Origin of the sequence: Novosphingobium acidiphilum DSM 19966 (genome assembly GCF_000429005.1) — a bacterium.
Taxonomy (GTDB): Bacteria; Pseudomonadota; Alphaproteobacteria; order Sphingomonadales; family Sphingomonadaceae; genus Novosphingobium; species Novosphingobium acidiphilum.
Window position 1 is genome coordinate 26622 of the sequence record NZ_AUBA01000011.1, and the last position, 22783, is coordinate 49404.

22 protein-coding genes and 1 tRNA gene are annotated in these 22783 nt (G+C 63.9%); 6 read left to right on the forward strand and 17 right to left on the reverse strand.

Translation table 11 applies throughout. The annotated features are described in order from the left end of the window. Positions 1–5: 5 nt before the first annotated feature. The 4 genes from G404_RS0110910 to ffh all read right to left on the reverse strand — a co-directional run bounded on the left by G404_RS0110910 (position 6) and on the right by ffh (position 4151). On the reverse strand, positions 6–1529 hold the full coding sequence (locus G404_RS0110910) for a serine hydrolase domain-containing protein (RefSeq protein WP_028641108.1): 1524 nt from the start codon (positions 1527–1529) through the stop codon (positions 6–8). A gap of 207 nt (positions 1530–1736) precedes the next feature. Then, positions 1737–2240 (reverse strand): ribosome maturation factor RimM, encoded by a 504-nt coding sequence (gene rimM / locus G404_RS0110915; protein ID WP_028641109.1) that lies wholly within the window; start codon positions 2238–2240, stop codon positions 1737–1739. A 3-nt stretch (positions 2241–2243) separates the two neighbouring features. Continuing rightward, a complete protein-coding gene (rpsP, locus tag G404_RS0110920) occupies positions 2244–2618 on the reverse strand; it encodes a 30S ribosomal protein S16 (RefSeq protein WP_028641110.1) in 375 nt (124 codons plus the stop codon). 48 nt (positions 2619–2666) lie between these two features. Next, the gene (gene ffh, locus G404_RS0110925; RefSeq protein WP_028641111.1) at positions 2667–4151 is read right to left on the reverse strand and encodes a signal recognition particle protein; all 1485 of its coding nucleotides are present in this window, start codon (positions 4149–4151) and stop codon (positions 2667–2669) included. A gap of 298 nt (positions 4152–4449) precedes the next feature. On the opposite strand from ffh, the gene G404_RS18845 reads away from it, so the two are divergent. The 6 genes from G404_RS18845 to G404_RS0110955 all read left to right on the forward strand — a co-directional run bounded on the left by G404_RS18845 (position 4450) and on the right by G404_RS0110955 (position 10473). Beyond that, positions 4450–6129, forward strand: a complete 1680-nt coding sequence (locus tag G404_RS18845; protein WP_156906276.1) for a putative bifunctional diguanylate cyclase/phosphodiesterase — start codon at positions 4450–4452, stop codon at positions 6127–6129. A 47-nt stretch (positions 6130–6176) separates the two neighbouring features. Beyond that, positions 6177–6998 (forward strand): diaminopimelate epimerase, encoded by an 822-nt coding sequence (gene dapF / locus G404_RS0110935; protein ID WP_028641112.1) that lies wholly within the window; start codon positions 6177–6179, stop codon positions 6996–6998. A 2-nt stretch (positions 6999–7000) separates the two neighbouring features. After that, positions 7001–8182, forward strand: a complete 1182-nt coding sequence (locus tag G404_RS0110940; protein WP_425411639.1) for a MiaB/RimO family radical SAM methylthiotransferase — start codon at positions 7001–7003, stop codon at positions 8180–8182. After that, complete coding sequence (gene ftsY, locus G404_RS0110945; RefSeq protein ID WP_028641114.1) at positions 8172–9098, forward strand: signal recognition particle-docking protein FtsY; 927 nt, start codon at positions 8172–8174, stop codon at positions 9096–9098. Before G404_RS0110940 ends, ftsY begins: the two co-directional genes overlap by 11 nt. Continuing rightward, entirely contained in the window at positions 9095–9763 is a 669-nt protein-coding gene (locus G404_RS0110950) for an inner membrane-spanning protein YciB (protein ID WP_028641115.1), read from the forward strand. Before ftsY ends, G404_RS0110950 begins: the two co-directional genes overlap by 4 nt. 71 nt (positions 9764–9834) lie before the next feature. After that, the gene (locus G404_RS0110955; RefSeq protein WP_028641116.1) at positions 9835–10473 is read left to right on the forward strand and encodes a hypothetical protein; all 639 of its coding nucleotides are present in this window, start codon (positions 9835–9837) and stop codon (positions 10471–10473) included. Between the two features lie 64 nt (positions 10474–10537). Here G404_RS0110955 and G404_RS0110960 read toward each other — a convergent pair whose 3' ends face one another. The 13 genes from G404_RS0110960 to bamA form a co-directional block, all read right to left on the reverse strand. Then, a complete protein-coding gene (locus G404_RS0110960) occupies positions 10538–12463 on the reverse strand; it encodes a potassium transporter Kup (RefSeq protein ID WP_425411637.1) in 1926 nt (641 codons plus the stop codon). Between the two features lie 134 nt (positions 12464–12597). After that, positions 12598–13287: a tetratricopeptide repeat protein gene (locus G404_RS0110965; RefSeq protein WP_028641118.1), complete on the reverse strand. Its 690-nt coding sequence runs from the start codon at positions 13285–13287 to the stop codon at positions 12598–12600. Next, entirely contained in the window at positions 13284–13706 is a 423-nt protein-coding gene (locus G404_RS0110970) for a cytochrome c-type biogenesis protein (RefSeq protein WP_028641119.1), read from the reverse strand. Before G404_RS0110970 ends, G404_RS0110965 begins: the two co-directional genes overlap by 4 nt. After that, on the reverse strand, positions 13703–14245 hold the full coding sequence (locus G404_RS0110975; protein WP_028641120.1) for a DsbE family thiol:disulfide interchange protein: 543 nt from the start codon (positions 14243–14245) through the stop codon (positions 13703–13705). Before G404_RS0110975 ends, G404_RS0110970 begins: the two co-directional genes overlap by 4 nt. After that, complete coding sequence (locus tag G404_RS0110980; RefSeq protein WP_028641121.1) at positions 14242–16206, reverse strand: heme lyase CcmF/NrfE family subunit; 1965 nt, start codon at positions 16204–16206, stop codon at positions 14242–14244. The genes G404_RS0110975 and G404_RS0110980 overlap by 4 nt, the downstream gene beginning before the upstream one ends. Further along, complete coding sequence (gene ccmE, locus G404_RS0110985; RefSeq protein ID WP_036521145.1) at positions 16203–16661, reverse strand: cytochrome c maturation protein CcmE; 459 nt, start codon at positions 16659–16661, stop codon at positions 16203–16205. Before ccmE ends, G404_RS0110980 begins: the two co-directional genes overlap by 4 nt. Next, on the reverse strand, positions 16658–16798 hold the full coding sequence (locus G404_RS20630) for a hypothetical protein (protein WP_169719702.1): 141 nt from the start codon (positions 16796–16798) through the stop codon (positions 16658–16660). Before G404_RS20630 ends, ccmE begins: the two co-directional genes overlap by 4 nt. Positions 16799–16809: 11 nt before the next feature. Further along, positions 16810–17535, reverse strand: a complete 726-nt coding sequence (gene ccmC, locus G404_RS0110995) for a heme ABC transporter permease CcmC (protein ID WP_028641123.1) — start codon at positions 17533–17535, stop codon at positions 16810–16812. Between the two features lie 162 nt (positions 17536–17697). Further along, positions 17698–17774: transfer RNA gene (locus G404_RS0111000), tRNA-His, on the reverse strand. Positions 17775–17928: 154 nt separating this feature from the next. Next, entirely contained in the window at positions 17929–18156 is a 228-nt protein-coding gene (rpmE, locus tag G404_RS0111005; RefSeq protein ID WP_028641124.1) for a 50S ribosomal protein L31, read from the reverse strand. Between the two features lie 147 nt (positions 18157–18303). Then, positions 18304–18777 carry a 3-hydroxyacyl-ACP dehydratase FabZ gene (fabZ, locus tag G404_RS0111010; protein ID WP_028641125.1) on the reverse strand — a complete coding sequence of 158 codons (474 nt, stop codon included), beginning with the start codon at positions 18775–18777 and terminating at the stop codon, positions 18304–18306. Between the two features lie 24 nt (positions 18778–18801). After that, on the reverse strand, positions 18802–19500 hold the full coding sequence (locus G404_RS0111015) for an OmpH family outer membrane protein (protein WP_028641126.1): 699 nt from the start codon (positions 19498–19500) through the stop codon (positions 18802–18804). Then, positions 19500–22517, reverse strand: coding sequence for an outer membrane protein assembly factor BamA (gene bamA, locus G404_RS0111020; RefSeq protein ID WP_036521149.1), 3018 nt, complete (start codon positions 22515–22517; stop codon positions 19500–19502). The genes G404_RS0111015 and bamA overlap by 1 nt, the downstream gene beginning before the upstream one ends. Between the last annotated feature and the right edge of the window lie 266 nt (positions 22518–22783).

The window sequence follows — 22783 nt, forward strand, 5'->3', positions numbered from 1 at the left end:
TCGAGTCAGGGCGCCGGCACAAAACCAAACCGCAGAGCCTGCAAAGTGATCGGACGCGTCGGCGCCAGCAGCACTGCGCCCTCGATCGTGCCATGCGCGCAGGTCCAGGTGAAAGTGCCTGACATCGCATGGTCGGGGTTGATCGGGGCATCGGTCGCACAAGGACCCGCGCTGGCTCTGGTTTCGGCCAGCACTTTGCCCCATTGCGCATCGCTGCGGTCCATCGCGAAATTGACCGCGACTTTGCCCGCCAGCGGCGCGACGCTGCCTTTCGCCCAGACTTCGCGCGCAGAGGCATAGAACGCTGCCAGATCAGGCGAAATGACCGGCACCGGGCGCTTGAGCAGGCCCTGGTGCAGCATCAGCACCGCGCTGTCCCACACGGGCGCGTTCGGCCCGGCATAAGACTTGTTGGTCAAGGCGAACAGGGCAACGCCGAATTCCGGCAGCAGCAGCACGTGGCTACCATATCCGGGATAGCCGCCGCCGTGGTTGAGCGTCAGGCCCAGTTCGCAATCCTGCACCACGCGCCAGCCCATGCCATAGGCCAGCGCCCCGGGGCAGGCCGTGGCGCCACTGGCGCCATAGCGATGGAACACCGACTGGAAATTGAGCCCCTGTGCAATCTGCCGCACAGTACCGCGCCGTACCGGGCCGGTATCGGCCGCATCGCGCGGCGGCCAGGCTGAAACCAGAAACGCCAGCCATTTGCCATAATCGCGCGCGCTGACCGACAAACCGCCCATGGAATTGAACGCGCCATCATCCATCGTCGGCTCTTCGGTCCAGCGCTCGTTTTCCCAGCGATAGCCCAGCGCGCGCCGGTCCTGTGGCAGGGCGTGCACATCATAGCCGCTGGCCGTCATACCCAAGGGCCCCAGCAGCGTGCTTTCGACATAAGCGCGATAGGGCGCGTGGGTCACATTGGCGATCACCCGGCCAAGGATGGCATAGCCCAGGTTGGCATATTCGTGACGCATTTCCGGTGCACGGGCAAAGGGCACCCCCGCCGCGAGCAGGCGCGAGAACTGATCCTGCGGCAAGGTCGTCTGCCGGTCACCCCACGGATCGTCGGTAACGAACCCGGCAACATGGTGCAGCAGATCGCGGATGGTGATGCGCGGCGAATCCGCCGTGGCATTGCCCCAGCCGCGCATTTCGGGAACGTACTTTTCCGCCGGATCATCAAGGTTCAGCAAACCCTTGTCGCGCAACGACAGGATCGACAGCGCCGTGAAGGCCTTGGTCATCGAGGCAATCCGAAACAGCGTGTCGGCATCCACCGCGCGGCGCGAAACGGTGTCCTGCACACCCATGCCGCGAACATACACAAGATGGCCGTGATCGACCACGCCGAACACCATGCCCGGCACATGGTTGTCCGCCATCCAGCGGGCAAAGATCGCATCGATGGCGGGTTCGACGCTTTCCAGCGTAGCGGGCGGCGGGGTTTGGGCGGAGGCCGCCGCGGGTATTGCAACCAGGCTGGCGGCGACAAGCACCGCGATGATCGATTGTGCGCGTTTCAATGGACCTCTCCCCGTTCCATCCTCGTCCGCTCATCCTGAGCCCGTCGCAGGATGCGCGTCAACGCCCGCCCACGACGCGGCTGGCCACCAGGGCTACATAATATCCCGCGTGCATCGCCAAGCGCCACACGAACGGAGTGACAAGATTTTGAAAAATATTGTTTTTTAAGGAGAGAGGCGGAAATCACACCCTTGTTGGGTTCGGCCTCAGTCTTGTGCCCACGCGGCGACAATCACCAAATGCTCCGCTGTCCATTCGGGCACGGCTTCGGCGCGCATCGGCACCATGAAGCTTTTGCCATCGGGGCGTCGCAATTCCAGCACGTCGCCGGCGCCGAAATTGTCGACCGCAACGCATGTGCCCAGCGCCGTGCCATCATCCGACACCGCTGGCAGGCCGATCAGATCGGCATGATAATACTCGCCCTCGCCCAGTGGCGGCAGCGAGGCACGCGGCACGGTCAACGCCGTGCCGCGCAACGCTTCGGCCGCATTGCGATCGGCGCATTGGGCAAAGCGAGCAATCGCGCCCCCTTTGCCATCCTCACGCAGCGCGGTCAGTGTCAGCTTGCCGGTATTGAACCCGCCCTCGCGATTGAGGTGGCGCTTCAGCGTCGCCACCCCTTCACTGAACAGTTTCAGCCGGACTTCACCGGCCACGCCATGCGCACCGGCAATGGCGGCAAGCGTAACCGGTTTGTCGTGCCCCAAGAATCAGGCTTCCGCAGGTTCAGCAGCAGCTTCAGCCGCTGCAGCAGCCTTGGCCGCCTTTTCTTCAGCGCGTTCCTTGGCCTTCTTGCCGGGGACACCGGCATTGGGGTTCAGCGTGACATTGCGTTCCTTGATGCCGGCCTTGTCGAGCAGGCGCGAAACACGGTCGGTCGGCTGCGCGCCGACGCCCAGCCAATAGCGCACGCGGCCTTCGACCAGACGCACGCGGTTTTCATCGTCCTTGGCCAGCAGCGGGTTGTAGGTGCCAACCTGTTCCAGATACTTGCCGTCGCGCGGGGCGCGGCTGTTGGAAACGACAACCTTGTAATACGGGCGCTTCTTGGAACCGCCGCGCGACAGACGCAGAGAAACAGACATCAATTACCCTTTCTTCAAATCTTCAAAATCAAAAAAAATCAAAATCAATTACTTCCGCTTCAGCAAATCGCCCAGGTTCGATGGCATGTTGCCAAGACCGGGCAATTTTGCGCCGCCTCCGCCCATACCACCCAGGCCGCCAAGCCCGCCCGGCCCCATCTGCTGATCGAGCCCCGGCATCGCGGCACCCAGGCCGCCCTTGCCGAACATCGCGGCCAGGCCTTTCAGCCCGCCCATCTTGCGAATCTGTTTCATCGCGCGCGCCATTTCCTGGTGCATCTTGATGATCTTGTTCACGTCCTGCACTTGCGTGCCCGATCCCTTGGCAACACGGATCTTGCGCTTGGCGTTCAGCAGTTCGGGCTTGGCGCGTTCCTTGGGCGTCATCGAACCGATGATCGCATCCATGTGCACCAGCACTTTGTCGTCCATGCCCGAATTGGCCATGGCCGCCTTTGCCTTTTTCATGCCCGGCATCATGCCCGCCAGCGCGCCCAGCCCGCCCATGCGCTGCATCTGGCGCAACTGGGTGCGCAGATCGTTCATGTCGAACTCGCCCTTGGCCATGCGCTGGGCCATGCGATCGGCTTCTTCGGCATTGACCGCCGCAGCCGCCTTTTCGACGATCGAGACGATATCGCCCATGCCGAGAATGCGGCCGGCGACACGCTGCGGATCGAACGCCTCGATCGCGTCAAGCTTTTCCCCGGTACCGGCAAACTTGATCGGCTGGCCGGTAACGGCGCGCATCGACAGTGCCGCGCCGCCGCGTGCATCGCCGTCCATGCGGGTCAGCACGACCCCGGTCAGCGGCACTTGCCCGGCAAAGTTCTGCGCGACGTTGACCGCGTCCTGCCCGGTCAGCGAATCGACCACCAGCAGCGTTTCACGCGGGGTCGAAATGGCGCTGACGGCCTTCATTTCGTCCATCAGTGCCTGATCGACGTGAAGCCGCCCGGCGGTGTCGAGCATCAGCACATCGACCGCCTGCAAGCGCGCCGCATGCAGCGCACGGGTGGCAATTTCGACCGGCTGTTGCCCGGCAATGATCGGCAGCGTGGCCACGCCAACCTGGGTGCCCAGCACGGCCAACTGTTCCTGTGCCGCTGGACGATTGACGTCGAGCGACGCCATCAGGACCTTTTTGCCCTGCTTGTCTTTCAACAGCTTGGCAATCTTGGCGGTGCTGGTGGTCTTGCCCGAGCCCTGCAGGCCGACCATCATGATCACCACCGGCGGGGTTGCGGCCAGATCGAGTTCGGCGGTGCCGCCGCCCAGCATGTCGGTCAGCGCATCATGGACAATCTTGACCACTTGCTGACCAGGGGTGACCGAGCGCAAGACCTGCTGGCCGATGGCGGTTTCGGTTACCCCGTCGACAAAGCGGCGTACCACCGGCAGCGCGACATCGGCTTCGAGCAGCGCGATGCGCACTTCGCGCATGGCGGCGCGCACATCCTCTTCGGAAAGCGCGCCACGCCCGCGCAAACGGTCGAATACGCCGCTCAGCCGGTCTGACAGACTATCGAACAATCCGCGCCACTCCTGATCTTCTTGCGTCCTTTGCCGCGAAACGCCAAAAACGCCGGTGGGCGAAACCTCGCCGACCAGCGTCGTGCATTTCCGCTGTAAAAGCCGAAAGCGAATCTGTTGAATCGACCGGAAATGGCCGCTTCACGCGTGCCGCATAGGCCCAGGGCACCGATTTGGCAAGCCTGACCCGCACGGCCGCGCGCGACAAGGCCGCGGTAGCGGCGCTTTAACCGTAATTTCAACAAGGACGTTTAAACATTGCGCGTATCTCGAAGTCGGGAGGTGCGCAGCGATCGCCATGTCAGGCCAGGACTATCAGCAACGGCAGACGGGTCGCCACGCGCCCGACCGATCCGGTGCGATCGTTCCCGGGATCGACCGCACCGAACGCGACTTCGTCGCCCTGGGCATCATTCTGGCGGCAATCATCCTGTTCGTCGGCACCGGATCATCGGTATTGACCCGGCTGGTGCGGCATTACCTTTTTGGTGAAAACAGCGTTGACGCGCTGCTGGCCAATGCCCTGCTGCTCAACATCGCGCTGATCATCTTTGGCTGGCGACGCTATGTCGACCTGACACGCGAAGTCGCCGCCCGGCGCGAAGCAGAACAGGCGGCCCTGCGCCTTGCCGATACCGACCCGCTGACCGGATTGCTCAACCGCCGCAGTTTCGACGCCGTGCTGAACGCGATGGCCGCAGCGACTGCGGGCAAAGGCGGCAGCCTGGCGCTGTTGCTGATCGATCTCGACCGGTTCAAACTGGCCAATGACGCCCACGGCCATCATGTCGGCGATGCCGTGCTGGTCGAGGCGGCGCGGCGCACGCGCGCCATGCTGCCGACCGACGCAGCGCTGGCCCGGCTGGGTGGGGATGAATTTGCCGCGCTGGTGCCGTTTCGCAGTGGCGTCGACAGCGCGGACCTGACCGGACGGCTTGGCGCGGGTATCGGCGATGCGATCGCCTTGCCGATCCATTGCGACGGACACACCGTGGTGGTCAGTGCCTCGATCGGCATGGCGTGCGCCGATATCGGCCCGAACCAGCCGATCGCCGATACCGCCGCGCTGCTGATGCATCAGGCCGACGTTGCCATGTACCAGGCCAAGAAGGGCGGCCGCAGCCAGCAATGCTGGTTCAGCCCTGACATCGAACACACCATGCTGGCGCGCAGCCGGCTGGAACAGGCGATCCGCGTCGGGCTGCAAAATGGCGAATTCCGTCCTTTTTACGAAAAGCAGGTCGATCTCGCCAGCGGGGCGATCACCGGGCTGGAAATGCTGGCGCGATGGCATTCGCCCGAAAACGGTATCGTCGGCCCCGACGTGTTCGTCCCGGTTGCCGAAGATATGGGTGTGATGCCCGACCTGTCCGAGGCGCTGATCCGCCAGGCGCTGGCCGACGCGCGTGAATGGGCCCCGCACCTGACGCTGGCGATCAACATTTCGCCGGTGCAGTTGCGCGATCCGTGGTTTGCGCAACGCCTGCTCAAATTGCTGGTCGAGGCACGGGTTCCGCCGCACCGGCTGGATATCGAAATCACCGAAGACTGCCTGGCGGACAATCTGCCGATGGTGCGTTCGCTGGTCACGTCGCTGCGCAATCAGGGTGTGCGCATCAGCCTGGATGATTTCGGCCATTGCGCATCAAGCCTGGCCCATTTGCGCACCCTGCCGTTCGACCGGATCAAGATCGATCGCAATTTCATCGCGGGCCTTGGCCACAGCCGCGACAGTTCGGCGGTGGTCGAAGCGATCAGTTCGCTGGGCCAGGGCATGGATTTGCCGATCACCGCCGAAGGCATCGAGAATGAGGCGATCCTGGCCGAGCTGCGCCGGCTGGGCCCGTTTCTGGGCCAGGGCTATATCTATGGCCGGCCGCTGAGCGCCGAAGATTTGCGCAGTGAACTGGCAGGACAAGGCCTGCTTGCCGAAAATACGACCGACATTTTCCGCGACAAGGATGCTCGCTCTGCCTGATGCGGGCGATTTGGCAAATCCCGCCCTTTCCTCTAGTACGCGGCGCGATGCGTATTCCGTTCCGCAAGATGCATGGCCTGGGCAACGACTTTGTCGTGATCGACGCGCGCGGCCGCGCTTTGCCGCTCAGCGCGCGGCGCGCCGCCGCCCTGGCCAACCGCACCACGGGCATCGGCTGCGACCAAGTGATCGTGCTCGAACCCGGCGTTGACGCCGATGTCCGCATGCGCATCTTCAATCCCGATGGCGGCGAAGTTGAAGCCTGCGGCAATGCCAGCCGCGCGGTCGGGCTGCTGCTGGGCAACGAACACGGCGGCGAAACGCGCATCGAAACTTTGGGCGGCACGATTGTCGCGCGCACCGGGTCCGACGGGATCAGCGTGGCCATGGGCCGCCCCCGGTTTGATTGGGACGCGGTGCCTTTGGCCTATGCGATGGACACGCTGGCGATGCCCGTCGGATGGGAAGACCTTGAACACCCGGTTGCGGTCAATGTCGGCAATCCGCATGTGGTGTTCTTTGTGCCCGATGCCGCCGCGATCGATCTGGCGCGGCTGGGTCCGCTGATCGAGCATGATCCGCTGTTTCCCCAACGCATCAATGTCAACGTTGCCACCATCACCGGCCCCGCGACGATCAGCCTGCGGGTGTGGGAACGCGGCGCCGGGCTGACCCGCGCCTGCGGCACCGGGGCCTGCGCCACCGCGATCGCGGCGATGCGGCGGCGGCTGACCGGGCGACGGGTGGTGGTCACGTTGCCGGGCGGCCCGCTGACGATCGAATGGGATGCGTCCGACACGATCGTCATGACCGGGCCTGCCACCACCAGCTTTGACGGCACCTTCGACGAAGACGATTACCCGGCATGAGCATGCCCGACACGGTGATCACGCTGGGCTGCCGGCTCAACTTGGCGGAAAGCGAAACGATCCGCACGATGCTGGCGGCCGCTCCCGGCCCGACCGTGGTGGTCAACACGTGCGCGGTAACCGCCGAAGCCGTGCGCCAGTCGCGCCGCGCCGTGCGCCGGTTGCGCCGCGATCATCCCGATGCCCGGCTGGTGGTGACCGGCTGTGCCGCAACGATCGCACCCGACGATTTCTCCGCCATGGCCGAAGTCGATGCGGTCGTTGCCAATCCGGCCAAACTGGCTCCGCAAAGCTGGCACGCGCCCGCGATGGCGATTGCCCCGCAGGCGCACCACACCCGCGCCTTTGTGCCGGTACAGACCGGTTGCGATCATGCCTGCACCTTTTGCATTATCCCCGCCGGACGCGGCGCCAGCCTGTCCAGCCCGGTCGATGATGTCGTGCGCCGCATCGCGGCGCATCTGGCGCATGGCGTGAACGAGGTCGTGCTGACCGGGGTCGATGTCACGGGGTGGGGCGCGGATCTGCCCGACCGCCCCCGGCTTGGCGATCTGGTCGCTGCGATCCTGAAGGCGTTTCCCGCACTGCCCCGCTTGCGCCTGTCTTCGCTTGACGGGGTTGAAATCGATCCCGCGCTGTTCGAAATCCTGACCGGAGAGGCGCGGGTCATGCCGCATCTGCACCTGTCGCTGCAATCGGGTGACGACATGATCCTGAAACGGATGAAGCGCCGCCACAGCCGCGCGCAGGCGATCGATCTGGTCGAACGCCTGCTGGCGCGCCGGCCGGATATCGCCTTTGGCGCCGACCTGATTGCCGGCTTTCCGACCGAGACCGAGGCCATGCATGCCAACAACCTGAGCATCATTGCCGAATGCCGGATCGTGCACGGCCATATCTTTCCCTATTCGCCGCGCCCCGGCACACCCGCCGCACGCATGCCGCAGGTCGATCCGGTGCTGGTGCGCGCACGCGCCGCGCACCTGCGCGCCGCAGTGGCGGCACAGCGCGCCGCATGGTTGCAGACATTGCTGGCAAAGCCGCGCGTGGTGCTTGCCGAACGCGACGGCACCGGCCATTCGGGTGAATTCGCCCCCTATCGCCTGCCCGCAGGCACAGTCGCGGGCGGCCTGGTCACCGTGACGCCGACCCGGATCATCGAAGGACTTTTGTGTGAGCAGTGACAGCTGGAGCGACCGCCTGCTTGGCGGCCTGCGCAAGACGCAGGAACGTCTGGCCGACAATCTGGCCGGGCTGACCGGCGGCACGCGGCTGACCGGCGAACAGCTTGACGATATCGAGGATGCGCTGATCGCATCGGACCTGGGTCCGCGCGCGGCGGCGCGGATCCGCGAACGGCTGGCCGCGGGCCGGTTCGAATCCGGGCTGGACGAGGCCGCGTTGCGCGGATCGGTCGCCACCGAGATCGAGGCCATTCTGCGCACCGTGGCCAAGCCGCTGGATATCGTGGCCTTTCCCCGACCGCAGGTCATCCTGGTGATCGGGGTCAACGGATCGGGCAAGACCACCACCATCGCCAAGCTGGCGCATCTGTTCCAGGAACAGGACTATTCGGTGATGCTGGCGGCGGGCGACACATTTCGTGCCGCCGCGATCGGCCAGCTGCGCGTCTGGGCAGACCGGCTGGGTGTGCCGATCGTCAGCGGGGCCGAAGGTGGTGATCCCGCCTCGATCGTGTTTGACGCCGTCAAACAGGCGACCGCGGCGGGCACCGACGTGCTGATCGTCGACACCGCCGGACGGCTGCAGAACAAGCGCGAACTGATGGACGAACTGGCCAAAGTGCGGCGCGTGCTGGGCCGCCTGAACCCGGCCGCCCCGCATGACGTGGTGCTGGTGCTTGATGCCACCAACGGCCAGAACGCGTTGCAACAGATCGACGTGTTCCGCGAAGTGGCCGGCGTCACGGGGCTTGTTATGACCAAGCTCGACGGCACTGCGCGCGGCGGCGTGCTGGTGGCTGCCGCCGAACAATACGGTTTGCCGATCCACGCCATTGGCGTGGGCGAAAAAATTGATGATTTGCGCCCGTTCGACCCCGCTCTGGTCGCCCGGGTCATTGCCGGAGACGTGTCGTGAACAGCCCTGTTGCGCCTTCGAAAGGCGCCGGTGCCGCCTGGGTCAACCTGCTGGTCGATTATGGGCCGCTGGCGGTGTTTTTCCTGGCCTATCGCCATTATTCGCCAAAGGGTGGCGATCCGGGGCTGGGCGATGTGGCCGCCGTTACGTTCAGCACGTGCTGGTTCATGGGGGCGACCGTCGCCGCGCTGATCATTTCGAAATGGCGGCTGGGCAAGATATCGCCGATGCTGTGGCTGTCCTCGACCCTGATCGTCGGCTTTGGCCTGCTGACGGTGTTTCTGGGCAACCCCGACCTGATCCAGATCAAGGCCACGGTGATCTATGCCCTGTTCGCCGCGATCCTGTTTGCCGGGCTCTATTTCAAACGCCCGATGCTGCAATATCTGCTGCAATCGGCATTTGACGGACTGAATGACGCAGGCTGGATGAAACTGTCGCGCAACTGGGCGTGGTTTTTCGTGTTCCTGGCGGTGCTGAACGAAGTGCTGAGGCACTTTTACAACACCGCCCACCACAATTTCGGCACCTGGCTGACGATCAAGTTCTGGGGCGTGTCGGCCCTGTCGTTCGCGTTCACGTTCGTGCAACTGCCGATGCTGTTGCGCCACGGAATGGGCGAAGATGCCAAATCCGAGGCAGAAAGCACCACCCCGCACGACTGATTTGGGCGCCATAACCCAAAATTTGCCGCGATCGGCTAGACAACTTCGGTCGGGGTATCGGGGGATCTGGCATGAATATTGTCGTTGGCTCGGCCGCGCTGATCGTCGCCGCCGCGGTTGTCTATATCGCGATCAAGCCGCAGCCTGCGGATGAATACCCGGTCAGCATGGCCTCGGCCTACAACCGGCTGGCCAGCACCACCCTTGACCTGTCGCATGGTCGCAAGGGGCCGTTCGGCGGGCTGAGCACCAGCGTTTCGGGCAATGGCCACAACCAGATCGAATGGAAAGCGGGCGGCACCTTTGCGGCATTCGACTGTACGCTGAACCTCGCGCCGCTGGGCGACACCCGCACGAAAGTCGCGGTGTCGTGCACCGGCAGCGGCAGCGACGCGGCCGAAGGTCTGCTGATGACGATGGCCCGCAACGCGGTGATCGAACAAGTCGATTCGACCCTGAAAAACTGCGCCTATGACATCGAACTGGCCAAAGGCGCGACCGCCAGTCGATGGCCCGACGACATCGTGCATCACGCCGGTATCCACGAATCGATCGGCAACGCCATCAGGATGCAGGCCGATATCGCCGACGAACAGCGCAAAGCCGAGCAGGCGTTCAAGGACAGCGAAAGCGAGCACGAATCTGCCACCTACGGTCAACCCAGCATGCAGACGGTGCCGACCGAGCCCGAGCCCGCCACCAATCCGTGACCGGCTCTGCGTGCGGACGCGCGCCGGCATCGCACGCCGGCATCGCACGCCGTCAGCGCCCGTTTCAAATCTTGATCTGTGCGCCCAGTTCCACCACGCGGTTGGTGGGCAGGCGGAAAAACTCCATCGCGCTGGCAGAATTGCGCAGCATCCATGAAAACAGCTTTTCCCGCCACAACGCCATGCCTGGCGTGTCCGATGGCAACAGCGTCTGGCGCGACAGGAAAAAGCTGGTGCGCATCATGTCGAACGGTTCACCGCCCAGCGTCAAAAGCTTCAGCGCGCCGGGCACATCGGTTTCTTCCAGAAATCCGAAGCGCAGTTTCAACCGATAGAAGCCGTTGCCGAATTCGGTGACCGCCGCGCGGGTTGCAGGATCGACGAACGGCGTATCCTCGATCAGCACGGTCATCAGCACGATGCGGTCATGCAGCACCTTGTTGTGCTTCATGTTGTGCAACAGCGCCGAAGGCACGCCGGCCGAGGCCGAGGCCATGAACACCGCGGTGCCGGGCACGCGGATCGCACTGGAATGTGCCGACTTGGTAAACACTTCGAGCGGCATCCCGCTGGTGGTCATCGTCTTGCGCATCAGCGCGCGCCCGCGCGACCACGTGGTCAGCAGGATGAACACCACCGTGCCCATCAGCAGCGGCACCCAGCCGCCATCGGGCACCTTGGTCAGGTTGGCCGCCAGATAAAGCCCGTCGACCGCAAAGAACAGCGCCAGCAAAGGCACGGCCAGCAGCGGCTTCCAATGCCAGATGCGGAACATCACCACCGCCAGCAGCACATTGTCGATCAGCATCGCCGCGGTCACCGCCACGCCATACGTCGCGGTCAGGTTGGTCGACTGCTTGAACACCAGCACCAGCAGCAGCACCGCCACCAGCAAGGCCTGGTTGATCGCAGGGATGTAGATCTGCCCGGCGGCCAGGCTGGTATGGCGGATCGTCATACGCGGGATAAAGCCCAGCTGGATCGCCTGCTGGGTGACCGAAAACACCCCCGAAATCACCGCCTGCGACGCGATGATCGCCGCCAGGCTGGCCAGGATCAGCAGCGGCCACTGAAACCAGTTGGGCGCCAGCAGATAGAACGGGCTGACCAGCGCATCATGACTGCGCAGCAGCAGCGCCGCCTGCCCCAGATAATTGAGCACCAGCGCGGGCAACACCACGGTCAGCCACGACAGCCGGATCGGCAAACGCCCGAAATGCCCCATATCGGCATACAGCGCCTCGGCCCCCGTCACCGCCAGAACGGCGGCGCCCATCGCCAGGAAACCCCGCCACGGATCGCTGACAAACATCACGATGGCATAGTGCGGCGACAGCGCAGCCATCACTTGCGGATGCGTGGCAATGCTGATCACGCCGAGCACGGCGATCGTGGCGAAATAGACCAGCATGACCGGCCCGAAAAAGGCCGCCAGCCGCGCCGTGCCGCGCGATTGCAGCAGGAACAGCACGATCAGGATCACCACCACCAGCGGCAGCACGGCATAGCGCAGTTCGGGGCGGTATACCGCCACGCCTTCGATCGCGCCCATCACCGACACCGCCGGGGTGATCATGGCATCGCCGTAGAACAGTGCGGTGGCCAGCACGCCCAGCAGGATGATCCCCTTGCCCCAGCGTCGTTCGGTGCCTTCGCGGTTGATCAGCGCCAGCAGCGCCAGGCTGCCGCCTTCGCCGCGATTGTCGGCACGCATCATGATGATCACATATTTCAGCGTGACCATGATCAGCATCGACCAGAACATCAGGCTGACAATGCCGTGGATGTGCAGCGAATCGAGTGGCAAGCGGTGCCGCCCGGCAAACGTATCGCGCAACGCATAAAGCGGGCTGGTGCCGATATCGCCGAACACCACACCCATTGCGCCGATCGCGAGCCGCGCCATCGCGCTGCCCCCGCCTTCACCGATCGCCCGGTGCAGCCCGCGGACTTCGCCGTGTGGTACCGCAGCGCCTGGTTGTGTGGTCATGGTCGTGGGGCCCCCGGCCTGTTGCGCCCGATCCGCAGGGACCCTGCACGTGGGCGAGGCGCATTAGCACCGCCCCGATAGGCGGGCAATGGGCGCTTGACGCATGGCATGCCGCGCCAGAAAATCATTGTTTATCAGCGCGGTGCTGCTGTGGACTCGGGCTGTGCGGGCGCGGCTGGGGTCTCCGGCAAGGGCTTGCCCTCGCTCATCGCGATCAGCTGGTCGATTCGAGCGATGCGCGCAATCAGATCGCGGCGGAACGGCGCATCGGCCGGCGACCGCTGCAACAGATCCGCCCACATCGCGCGTGCTTCGACCAGATGGCCCGATTGCGCCAGCGCCATGCCCAGAAAGAACGGGGGCCCGGGGTGGTTGGGATCGATCGTGGCAGCGCGCACAAATGCAAACCGGGCGGCGGGTGTGATCGTGCCCTCGCTATGCCCGGTCAACGCATTGCCCAGTGCAACCCAAAGATCGGGATCCCGGGGGTTCTTGCGGATCGCAGTGTCAAGCAGATCGGCAGCCGCGCGAAACTGTCCCTGCCGCGTCAGGGCGTCGGCCATCACCAGCCAAGACTGCCCCTGGCCGTAATTGCTGCCCATCGCCTGGCGTTGCCGGACCAGTTCGGCATCTGCGGTCTGCTGGTTTTCGACCGGCGCGCGTGGCGCACCGGCCAACCCGGGATGCCCCTGGATGGCATAGCCGGCCAGCCCGAACAGCAACGCGGCCCCGGTCAATTCCCAGGCCGCGCGCGGAATTTTCAGCACAAACGCCAGCACCGCAAACACCACCGCGGCAATGCCCAGCAACAGCACCCAGATCATGCCATGTCTCCCGGACGGGCACGCGCGAAACGTCCGCGCAGCAGCAGCGCGGCCAGCGCCAGAAACACCACCGGGGCTGCAAACAGCGGCCAGGTAATCGGTTTGACCTGCGGGGTATAGGACACATAGTCGCCATAGCGCGCGATCAGCCATTGGCGGATATGTTCGGGATCTTCGCCGCGGGCAATGCGCGTGCGCACTTCGCTGCGCATGTCACCCGCGATCGGCGCATCCGAATCGGCGATCGACTGGCTTTGGCACATCACGCAGCGCAATGTGACCATCAGCGCCTTGGCGCGCGCCTCCTGCTCGGGATTGTCGAGCTGGCGATAGGCAAAGGGCGCAGGCGGCACATTTTCCTGCGCCGCCGCCGGCACCGCACATGCCAGCAGCAGGACCAGGCTCAGCAACAGTCTCACGAACCGCCTCCGGCTGCTTTTACGCGATCCAGCAGCATCGGCACATCTTCGGGGCGAATATCGCCGATATGCTGGTAACGGATCACGCCGCGCCCATCGATGACGTAGGTTTCGGGCACACCCGACGATCCAATCGCCAGTTGCACCTTGCGCGCATCATCCCGGCCGATCGCGGCATAGGGATTGCCATTGGCGGCCAGGAACCGCGCCAGATCATCGGCCTGGTCGTGGATCGCCACGCCATCCACTTCGACGCCTGCGCGCGCGAGCGCCTCAAGCTGAGGCGCCTCTGCCGCGCACGGCACGCACCAGCTGGCAAACACGTTCAACAGTTTGGGGCGCCCGGTGCGGAATGCCGCGGTTGACAAGCCGGGGCGCCCGACATTGGCCGCAGGCAGATCGAATTGCGGCAGCGGGTTGCCGACAAAGGCGCTGGCCACAACGGTATCGCCGGGGTGCAACAAGCGCCCCACAAACAGCGCAAACAGCCCGGCGAAAATTGCCAGCGGCAGCCACAGCGCCAGGTTCGAGCGGTTCATCGCCCCTGCCTCATCCGGCGCCACGCGATCTTGTCCCTGGCCACCCAGCGCTTGAGATCGGCCAGCACGCGCCCGGCCAGCGCAAGCAGTCCGCCCAGCCCGACCAAGACCCCGCCCAGCCAGATCAGCGGTGCGAACGGTTTCCACCAGAACCGCATCTGCCAGCGGCCATCGGCCGCAGCCTCGCCCAGCACGACATACAATTGCCCGTTCCAGCGCGTTTCCAGCGCGGATTCGTTGCGCGTGCCCGGCGGGTTGGAAAAGGTTTCGGCACGCGGGCTGAGCAGCGCCGGCATCCCGCCGGCGTAACGCGTCGACACGCTGGCCTCAAGCGCGGTCCAGTTCGGCCCGGCAACCGGCATGATCCCGGCCAGTTGCACGCGCCACGGCCCGACTTCGCGGGTTTCGCCCACCGCCATCGCCGCCAGCCGTTCCACCGAAAACGCACTTTCGCTCGACATGCCGAACAGCGACACGGCGATCCCGGCATGCGCAATGACCATGCCCCACACCGGCAGCGGCGTGCGCCGCAGATTGCGCCCGACCAGCGGCAGCAGGGCGGCGGGAAACAGGCCCGAGGCAAGCGCAAGGCCCAACGCGGGCAGCAGGCCGATGCCGGACGCCACGATTTCAACCCCGGCAAACACGGCCACAGCAATCACCGCGCAGACCAGCACGGGCCACGACACGCGCCGTGTGCGATCACCGGTCAGGCGGTCCTGCCGCCAGCGCAACAGCGGCCCGACCGCCATCACCGCGAACATCGGAAACGCAAACATCGCCGAAGCCGGATTGAAATAGGGCGCGCCCACCGAAACCTTGACGCCATAGGCCTCGGTCACCAGCGGATAGAGCGTGCCGATCAGCACGATGCCCAAAATCCCGCTGAGCATGACATTGTTGAACACCAGCGCGCCTTCGCGGCTGACAAAGGCAAACCGCTTGCCCTCGGTCACGGTGCCGGCGCGCAAGGTGAACAGCGCCAACGCACCGCCGATATCGATCGCCAGCAGCGCAAGGATAAACGCCCCGCGCCGGGGATCGACAGCAAAGGCATGGACCGACGTCAGGATGCCCGATCGCACCAGAAACGTGCCGACCATCGACATCGAAAACGCGATCACGCCAAGCATGACCGTCCAAGCGCGCAACGCATCGCGGCTCGACAGCACCGACACCGAATGGAGCAGCGCGGTCGCGGCCAACCAGGGCATCAGCGACGCGTTTTCAACCGGATCCCAGAACCACCAGCCGCCCCAGCCAAGCGTGTAATAGGCCCAGTACGACCCCGCAGTGATCCCCAGCGTCAGGAAAATCCACGCGCCCAGCACCCAGGGGCGCATCGCGCGGGCAAAGGCCGGTCCGACATTGCGCGTAACCAGCGCGCCGATCGCGAACGAGAACGCGATCGATAACCCGACATAGCCGACATACAGCGTGGGCGGATGAAACGCGAGGCCGACATCCTGCAACAGCGGGTTCAGCCCCTGCCCTTCGTCGGCCGGCTGTGCCAGCCGCGCAAACGGGTTCGAGGCGAACAGCAGAAAGGCATAGAACCCCAGGCTGATAAACGCCTGACCCGCCAGCGTGGCCATCAACGTGGGTTCATCAAGGCGCCGTTCGATCACCGCGACAAACGCGCCTGCCACCGCCATGATCGTCACCCACATCAGCATCGAGCCTTCGTGGTTGCCCCAAGTGCCGGCAATCTTGAAAATCAGCGGCTTGGCCGAATGGCTGTTGTCCACCACCAGCTTGACCGACAGGTCGGTCGTCACAAACAACGTGACCAGCGCGGCAAAGGCGGCCAGCACCAGCACACCCTGCATCACCGCCACCGGGCGCACCAGCCCCGCCAGCGCGCGCCCCTCGGGCCGCAGCGCAAGGCCGCCGGTCACCAGTTGCAACACCGCCAGCGCAGCCGCCATCCACAGCACAGCCAGACCGAGTTCTGCGATCATCGGGTTTTTGCCACCGCTTGCCTGGACCGCGTCGAAACCATGTCCTTCATTTCGCGCGGCACATATTTTTCATCATGTTTGGCCAGAAGCGTATCGGCGACAAAGGTTGTGCCCTCCATCCGGCCATCGGCCACCACGCCCGACCCTTCGACGAACAGATCGGGGGTAATGCCGGTGAAACGCACCGGCACTTCCGCCTTGCCGTCGGTCACGGTGAAGTGGATGGTCACGCCATCGGGCATCGTCTTCAACGAACCCTTTTCGACCATCCCGCCCAGACGCACCCCTTTGCCCTGTTCGGGCGGCCGCGTCGCCATTTCGCTGGGAATGTAGAAATAGCTCGCCTGGCCGCGCAGCGCATAGACCGCCAGCAACGCCGCACCGATCAGCGCGACCAGCGCCACACAGACCAGCACCAGCCGCTGATGTTTGGGTTTCAGGATTGCAGCGGTCATTTGCGGCGCACTTTGTCGCGGCGGCGTTCGGCGCGCAGCATCGCCAGCAGCGACCAGCCGACCATGACCAGGGTTCCGGCCACGCCGATGACCAGAGCCGCCCAGACGAATTCCCACTGGTTCAAGCGTTCGTGCATGCGATCCGTTTTCAACCCAATGCCTTGCGACGCAGGCGCGCCTCGGTCTGGATATCGGCCAGCAGCATGCGCATCCGCGCGATCACCACCGCGCCGAATATCAACGAAAAGCCCAGCGCCGCGATCAGCAACGGCCAAAGGTAAGTGCCGTCAATCGCCGATTTGCCCATGGTGATCGATGGCGGCTGGTGCAGGCTGTTCCACCACACCACCGACCGGTTGATGATCGGAATGTTGATGGCCCCGACCAACCCGAAAATCGCGGGAATGCGCGCGGCATTGCCGCCCGATGCATCGCGCTGCGCCGCGTCGGCCAGCGCGATATAGCCGAAATACAAAAACAGCAGGATCAGGAAACTGGTCAGGCGCCCGTCCCACACCCACCATGCGCCCCAGGTCGGGCGCCCCCAGATCGACCCGGTGATCAGCCCCAGCGCGGTAAACACCGCACCCGGCACGGCCGCCGCACGTGCGGCAATCGCGGCCAGCGGGTGGCGCCAAACCAGTTCGACAATGCTCGAAATCGCGATGGTCGACCAACCCGCCATGCCCAGCCAGACGCAAGGAACATGAATGTACAGGATCTTGACCGTGACCCCCATCAGGTGGTCGGGCGGCGCATAGGCCACGCCCCACGCCACGGCACCCAGCGACATCACCAGCCCCGGCACCAGCAGCACCGGCAAAAGCCAGCGTGCAAGCCGCAGGAAACGGGCAGGATTGGCAAATGCGTGCATGTGAAAGGCGAAAACGTCCCGTCTGCAATACCGATTCGGTCGTAGCGTGTGCGCGACCGGAACACGACCTGCCAAAAAGACCGCGCTGACACAAATGCCGCGCACCTTTCGGCGGACCACCCTTGGCCTAGCAGCGACAAGGGTCTTTGCAATAGGGAAAAATGGGGCGACCAATGGGGTTCGAACCCACGACCTCCGGTACCACAAACCGGCGCTCTAACCAACTGAGCTATGATCGCCACACGAGGCGCCCCTTTGCTCAAAAGGCGCCCAAATGGAAAGAGAAAAAGTTACCTTGGTGTCGGATTGCGGTCCGGCACCAAGGCCAAATCGTTCAAACGCTTGAATAACAGGGGCGAACCGGCGCAATCGCCCTGCCCACCCCCGTCCGGATCAGCCCTTCTTCAGGCTGAGACCGCCAAAGCGCTTGTTGAACTGGGCCACACGACCACCCTGATCGAGCATACGCTGCGCGCCGGTCCAGGCCGGGTGCGAGGTGGGATCGATATCCAGCGTCATGGTGTCGCCGTCCTTGCCCCAGGTCGAACGGGTCTTGAACACGGTGCCATCGGTCATCTGGACAGAGATGAAATGGTAATCGGGGTGGATCTTCGACTTCATGATCTGGCTCCTGGGTGCGCCCGGTTCCGACCGGCCGCAGGAAATGCGAAGCGCGCGCCTAGCGGATCGGGCGGGCGATGTCGAGATGAGTCTTTGCTTTTGTGTTCGCTGGCGTGAACCGCAGACCCGCGTCGGCGCGGCCCCGGATCAGGCGTCTGCGATCATCGCGGTAAAGCTGACTTCGGTGGCGATCTTGTCGCCCAGCATGGCCTTGCCCGCAAATTTGCACACCCGCGCACGCTTTTGCGTGAACGACACATGCAGATCGAGCAGACAGCCGGGCTCGACCGGGGTGCGGAACTTCGCCTCCTCGATCGCCATGAAATAGACCAGTTTGCCGGTACCGGCCAGGCCGAGCGTTTCCACCGCGAGCACGCCGGCCGCCTGGGCCAGTGCCTCGATCTGCAAAACGCCGGGCATGATCGGGCGTCCAGGGAAATGGCCCTGAAAAAACTGCTCGTTCATGCTGACGGCCTTGATCGCATGGATCCGCTCGCCTGCGACGAGTTCCACCACGCGATCGACCAGCAACAGCGGGTAACGGTGCGGCAACGCCGCCATTACCCCCTTGATGTCCAACGCCAGCGGCGCTGCCGCCGGCGTTTCATCGGTTCCGCTCATGATCTGATCAACCAACGCCGGGCCTCAGCGGCCTTGCGGCTGCTTCTTGGCGGCGGCCGGTGCCGATGCGGCTTCCTGAGCGGCTTCGGCCTGCGCTGCGGCCTGCTGCTGCGCACGCTGTTCACGCTCCTGCGCCGGCACCCAGCCGGCGGGCGGCACGACCTGCACCGACGGCAGGACCAGGTTCAGCTGATCGATCACGTCCTGGTTCAGGTTGTAGACGGTGTCGTGCTTGAGCACGGCCTGTTCGGCCAGGACCAGCGTGACGTGGCGCTTGGTCATTGCCGCCTGGGTGGCATCGGCAAGCTTCACTTCGATCTGTTCGATCACATACTGACGGGCCAGCTTCACCGGCTTGATGATGTCTTCCATCTCGGCCGCACCGGCCTGCTGGATCTGCTGGTACTGACCAAAGTCGGCCTGGATCGCCGCGTTGTCGGGCTTGGCAGCCTTCTGTGCGGCATTGATCTTCTGCGCCAACGGGGCCAGCTGCGCGCGGATCGCGTTGGCCTTGGCGTTGTAGGCATCAAGCTGCGCCTTGTAGGTCGACTGCAGCAAGGGGATCGACGCCTTGTAGGCACCCGAATTGCCGATGATCTGATCGGTGTTGGCGATCGCGATACCATTGGCAACCGCGCCACCGGCGGTCTGGGCGATTGCCGCAGGAGCGGCAGCAAGCAACAGGCCCGCGACGAGCGCGGCAGAGATATGACGGAGTTTCATCAGAACTGGGTTCCCACGTTGAAGCTGAAGGTTTTGCGAGTGTCGCCATAGACATAAGTCAGGGCTTTGGCGATATCGATGCGGAACGGTCCGAACGGCGAATTCCAGTTGACCCCGAACCCGATCGAAATGCGCGGGGCCGGGCTGTTGCCGACATAGGTTTCGAGGAACTTCTGCGCGATGGCATTGGCCGTTCCGTTCGAAGCCGTTGCATTGGTGGTGTATTTGCCGGTCACGGCATCGGTGTACAGGATCGTTGTGCCGACAGTGGCCGGTGCAGTTACCCCGAACACGGCCCCGGCATCGACAAACACCGACGGGCGCAAGCCCAGTTCGCGCGCGCCCGAACCCAGCGGAATTTCCATCTCGGCATGACCGAGGTAATAGTTGCGCCCACCCAGCGCGTCATTGACGTAGCTGTTGGTGTTGGTGTTGAGCGTCCCGCCGTTGCCGCTTGACGTGTTGTAACCGGTAAAGAACTGGCGCAGCACGCGCGGACCGACGCCGCGGATGTCAAACCCGCGGATCTGCGGCTCGCCCAGGAAAAAGCGGTCGGTCAGGCGTACCGCATCTTCGTACTGATTGGGCGCATTGTTTTCGAGCGGACGGATCGTGCCGGCTTCGCCGCGCAACGAGAAGATGAAGCCATGCCCGACCGGGATATAATGCGCCGCGTTGACGGTGGCGCGGGCATATTTCACCGAACCGCCAAGTCCGGCGATATCGCCGCCCATGATGAACGTGGTGCCGCGTGTCGGATGCAGCCGGTTGTCGAGCGTGTCATAGACGTACGATGCGCCCAGGATCGAACTGGTGCGATTGCCGATTGCATCGCACAGATATTGCCCCGCCAGATAGACCGAGCAGGTGCCGTTGATGTAATATGTCGCCTGATCCAGCGTCACCTGGTCATAATTGAGCGTGTAACGCCCGATCAGCGAACTGGTTTCGGTCAACGGAATACCCGCACGCAGCTGGAACCCGGTGGTGTTCTGCTGGTACGTGGTGTTGCGGTTGGCGTTGTAGAAATTGAAGCTCGACAGATCCTTGCGATAGACGTCAAAGCCCAGCGACACGTTGCGATCCGAAACATAGGGCTCGGTGAAATTCAGCACCACAGCCTTTGAATACGCCGAATAGTTCAGCGTGGTGCCGATCGTTTCGCCACGGCCGCGGAAATTGTTCTGCTGGATCGATGCCTGGAAGATAAAGCTTTCAAGGCTGGAGTACCCTGCTGAAAGCTGCAGCTGCCCGGTCGGCTTTTCCTCGACGTTGGCTTCCAGAACGACGCGGTCTGCCGCCGTGCCGGGCTTTTGTTCGACTTCGAACTTTTCCTGGAAATAGCCCAGCGATTTGATGCGGTTCGACGAACGCTTGATCTGGAACGAATTGAACGCATCGCCTTCGCCCAGGCGGAATTCACGGCGAATGACTTTGTCTTCGGTCAGCGTGTTGCCGTTGACATCGATGCGTTCGACATAGACGCGTGGCACTTCCGCAATGCGGAAAGTGACCGACATGGTCTGCTTGTCCTTGTTGCGCTGAAAATCGGGGCGCACATCGGCAAAGGCATAGCCAAAGCTGCCGACCGTTTCGGTCAGCGCGTCAACGGTGTCTTCCACCGCCTTGGCATTGTACCACTGGTTTTTCTTGATCGCCAGGCGCTGGGTCAGCTGTTCGCCGTTGAAATCGCGCAGCTGGCTTTCAACCTTGATGTCGCCGAACTTGTAGCGTTTGCCTTCTTCGACCACGTAAGTGACGATGAAGTCCTTCTTGTCCGGGGTCAGTTCAGCCACTGCCGACACCACGCGGAAATCGGCATAACCCTGAGTCAGGTAGAACTGGCGCAGCTTCTGCTGGTCAAATGCCAGACGATCGGGGTCATAGCTGGTGCCCGAGGAAAAGATGCGGAACGAACGCGACTGCTTGGTCACCATTTCGGTGCGCAGCTGCGTGACCGAGAACTTGTGCGCGCCGATGATGTTGATCTGGCGCACCTTGGACTTGGGTCCTTCGGTGATCTCGAACACGATATCGACGCGATTCTGGTCGAGCAACACCATCTTGGGCTCGACCGAGGCGGCAAACCGGCCCTCGCGCTTGTACAGCTCGATGATCCGCGTGACGTCGGCACGAACCTTCGACCGCGTGAAGATCTGCCGTGCCGCCAGCTTGATTTCGGGAAGGATCTTGTCCTCTTTCAGGCGCTTGTTGCCTTCAAGGATGATCCGGTTGACCACCGGGTTTTCCTTGACGACGATCACCACTGCGCCACCATCGTTGCGCAGTTGCACGTCGGAAAACAGCTCGGTCGCAAACAGGTCTTTCAGCACCTGGTCGGCGCTGACCTGGGTATAGCGGTCGCCCACATGCATGCGGATATACGACAGGATGGTATCGGGCTCGAGCCGCTGGGCGCCCTCGACCGAAATCGATCTGACCGTTTCGCTGCCTTCGACAGGCGCCGGGGCATGGCGCACCGGTTCGACCGCGGCAGACGTGGGCGCAGCCACGGGCACGGCCTTGGCCGCTGCCGCCTTGCGCCGAACGGGCTTTTGCGGGGCCGGTGCCGCGATGGGCGCAGCCGTGGGCTCGGCCTGTTCGGTCAGGCGCGCAGGTTCGGCGGAAACCGCCGCGCGGGCCGCCGGTGCGGGCGCGGTATAGGTCTGCACCACAGGGGCTTGCGCTGCGGGCGTCTGCACCACCGGTGACGGCGGGGCATAAGCCGGTGCGGCCATCGCGGGTGCCGGCGCCGGAGCGGGCGCAGCGGCCACATTGATCGGCAACGCCTGACCTTCGGACTGCGCCTTTTCCAGCGCGGCCTTGCGATGTTTGGCAAACAGCGCGTTGACGTGCTTTGTGGCGGGTTTTGGCGCAGGGTTTGCAGCAGAGGCGGTGGCCGGGGCCGCGGTGGTTACGGTATCGTCAGACGCGCCGGGCGTGCCTTCGGCCAAAGCACCATCGGGAAGCACTGCCAGGCAGCTGCTGGCCAAGAGCGCACCGATCGTGGCGGCCATGCCCAAACGGCCTGCTGCGGTCCGGCACGCGTTCCTAGAAATCATCACCAAGCGCCATCCCGTCTTCGTACACATCGAAAGTGTACAACAGCAAAAACCCACACGGTTGCTTCGTGCAGCGGCCCCATCTGCTCGGCCACTGCGGCAACCGCAATCCACGTCCGCCGACCTGCCGGAAATCACCGATAGTCCGCCTGCCCTCTGCCCGATGCCGATCGATCGTGCAAGCAAGCTTGGTGCGATCGGGCGACATTCCGGCGCAAATT

Bases quoted from the DNA above. Each gene is read 5' to 3' on its own strand.
- rpsP (WP_028641110.1), bottom strand. From the start codon at position 2,618: ATGTCTGTTTCTCTGCGTCTGTCGCGCGGCGGTTCCAAGAAGCGCCCG.
- G404_RS18845 (WP_156906276.1), top strand. From the start codon at position 4,450: ATGTCAGGCCAGGACTATCAGCAACGGCAGACGGGTCGCCACGCGCCC.
- dapF (WP_028641112.1), top strand. From the start codon at position 6,177: ATGCGTATTCCGTTCCGCAAGATGCATGGCCTGGGCAACGACTTTGTC.
- G404_RS0110940 (WP_425411639.1), top strand. From the start codon at position 7,001: ATGCCCGACACGGTGATCACGCTGGGCTGCCGGCTCAACTTGGCGGAA.
- G404_RS0110955 (WP_028641116.1), top strand. From the start codon at position 9,835: ATGAATATTGTCGTTGGCTCGGCCGCGCTGATCGTCGCCGCCGCGGTT.
- G404_RS0110960 (WP_425411637.1), bottom strand. From the start codon at position 12,463: ATGACCACACAACCAGGCGCTGCGGTACCACACGGCGAAGTCCGCGGG.
- G404_RS0110965 (WP_028641118.1), bottom strand. From the start codon at position 13,287: ATGATCTGGGTGCTGTTGCTGGGCATTGCCGCGGTGGTGTTTGCGGTG.
- G404_RS0110975 (WP_028641120.1), bottom strand. From the start codon at position 14,245: ATGAACCGCTCGAACCTGGCGCTGTGGCTGCCGCTGGCAATTTTCGCC.
- G404_RS0110980 (WP_028641121.1), bottom strand. From the start codon at position 16,206: ATGATCGCAGAACTCGGTCTGGCTGTGCTGTGGATGGCGGCTGCGCTG.
- ccmE (WP_036521145.1), bottom strand. From the start codon at position 16,661: ATGACCGCTGCAATCCTGAAACCCAAACATCAGCGGCTGGTGCTGGTC.
- G404_RS20630 (WP_169719702.1), bottom strand. From the start codon at position 16,798: ATGCACGAACGCTTGAACCAGTGGGAATTCGTCTGGGCGGCTCTGGTC.
- ccmC (WP_028641123.1), bottom strand. From the start codon at position 17,535: ATGCACGCATTTGCCAATCCTGCCCGTTTCCTGCGGCTTGCACGCTGG.
- rpmE (WP_028641124.1), bottom strand. From the start codon at position 18,156: ATGAAGTCGAAGATCCACCCCGATTACCATTTCATCTCTGTCCAGATG.
- fabZ (WP_028641125.1), bottom strand. From the start codon at position 18,777: ATGAGCGGAACCGATGAAACGCCGGCGGCAGCGCCGCTGGCGTTGGAC.
- G404_RS0111015 (WP_028641126.1), bottom strand. From the start codon at position 19,500: ATGAAACTCCGTCATATCTCTGCCGCGCTCGTCGCGGGCCTGTTGCTT.
- bamA (WP_036521149.1), bottom strand. From the start codon at position 22,517: ATGGCCGCCACGATCGGTGCGCTCTTGGCCAGCAGCTGCCTGGCAGTG.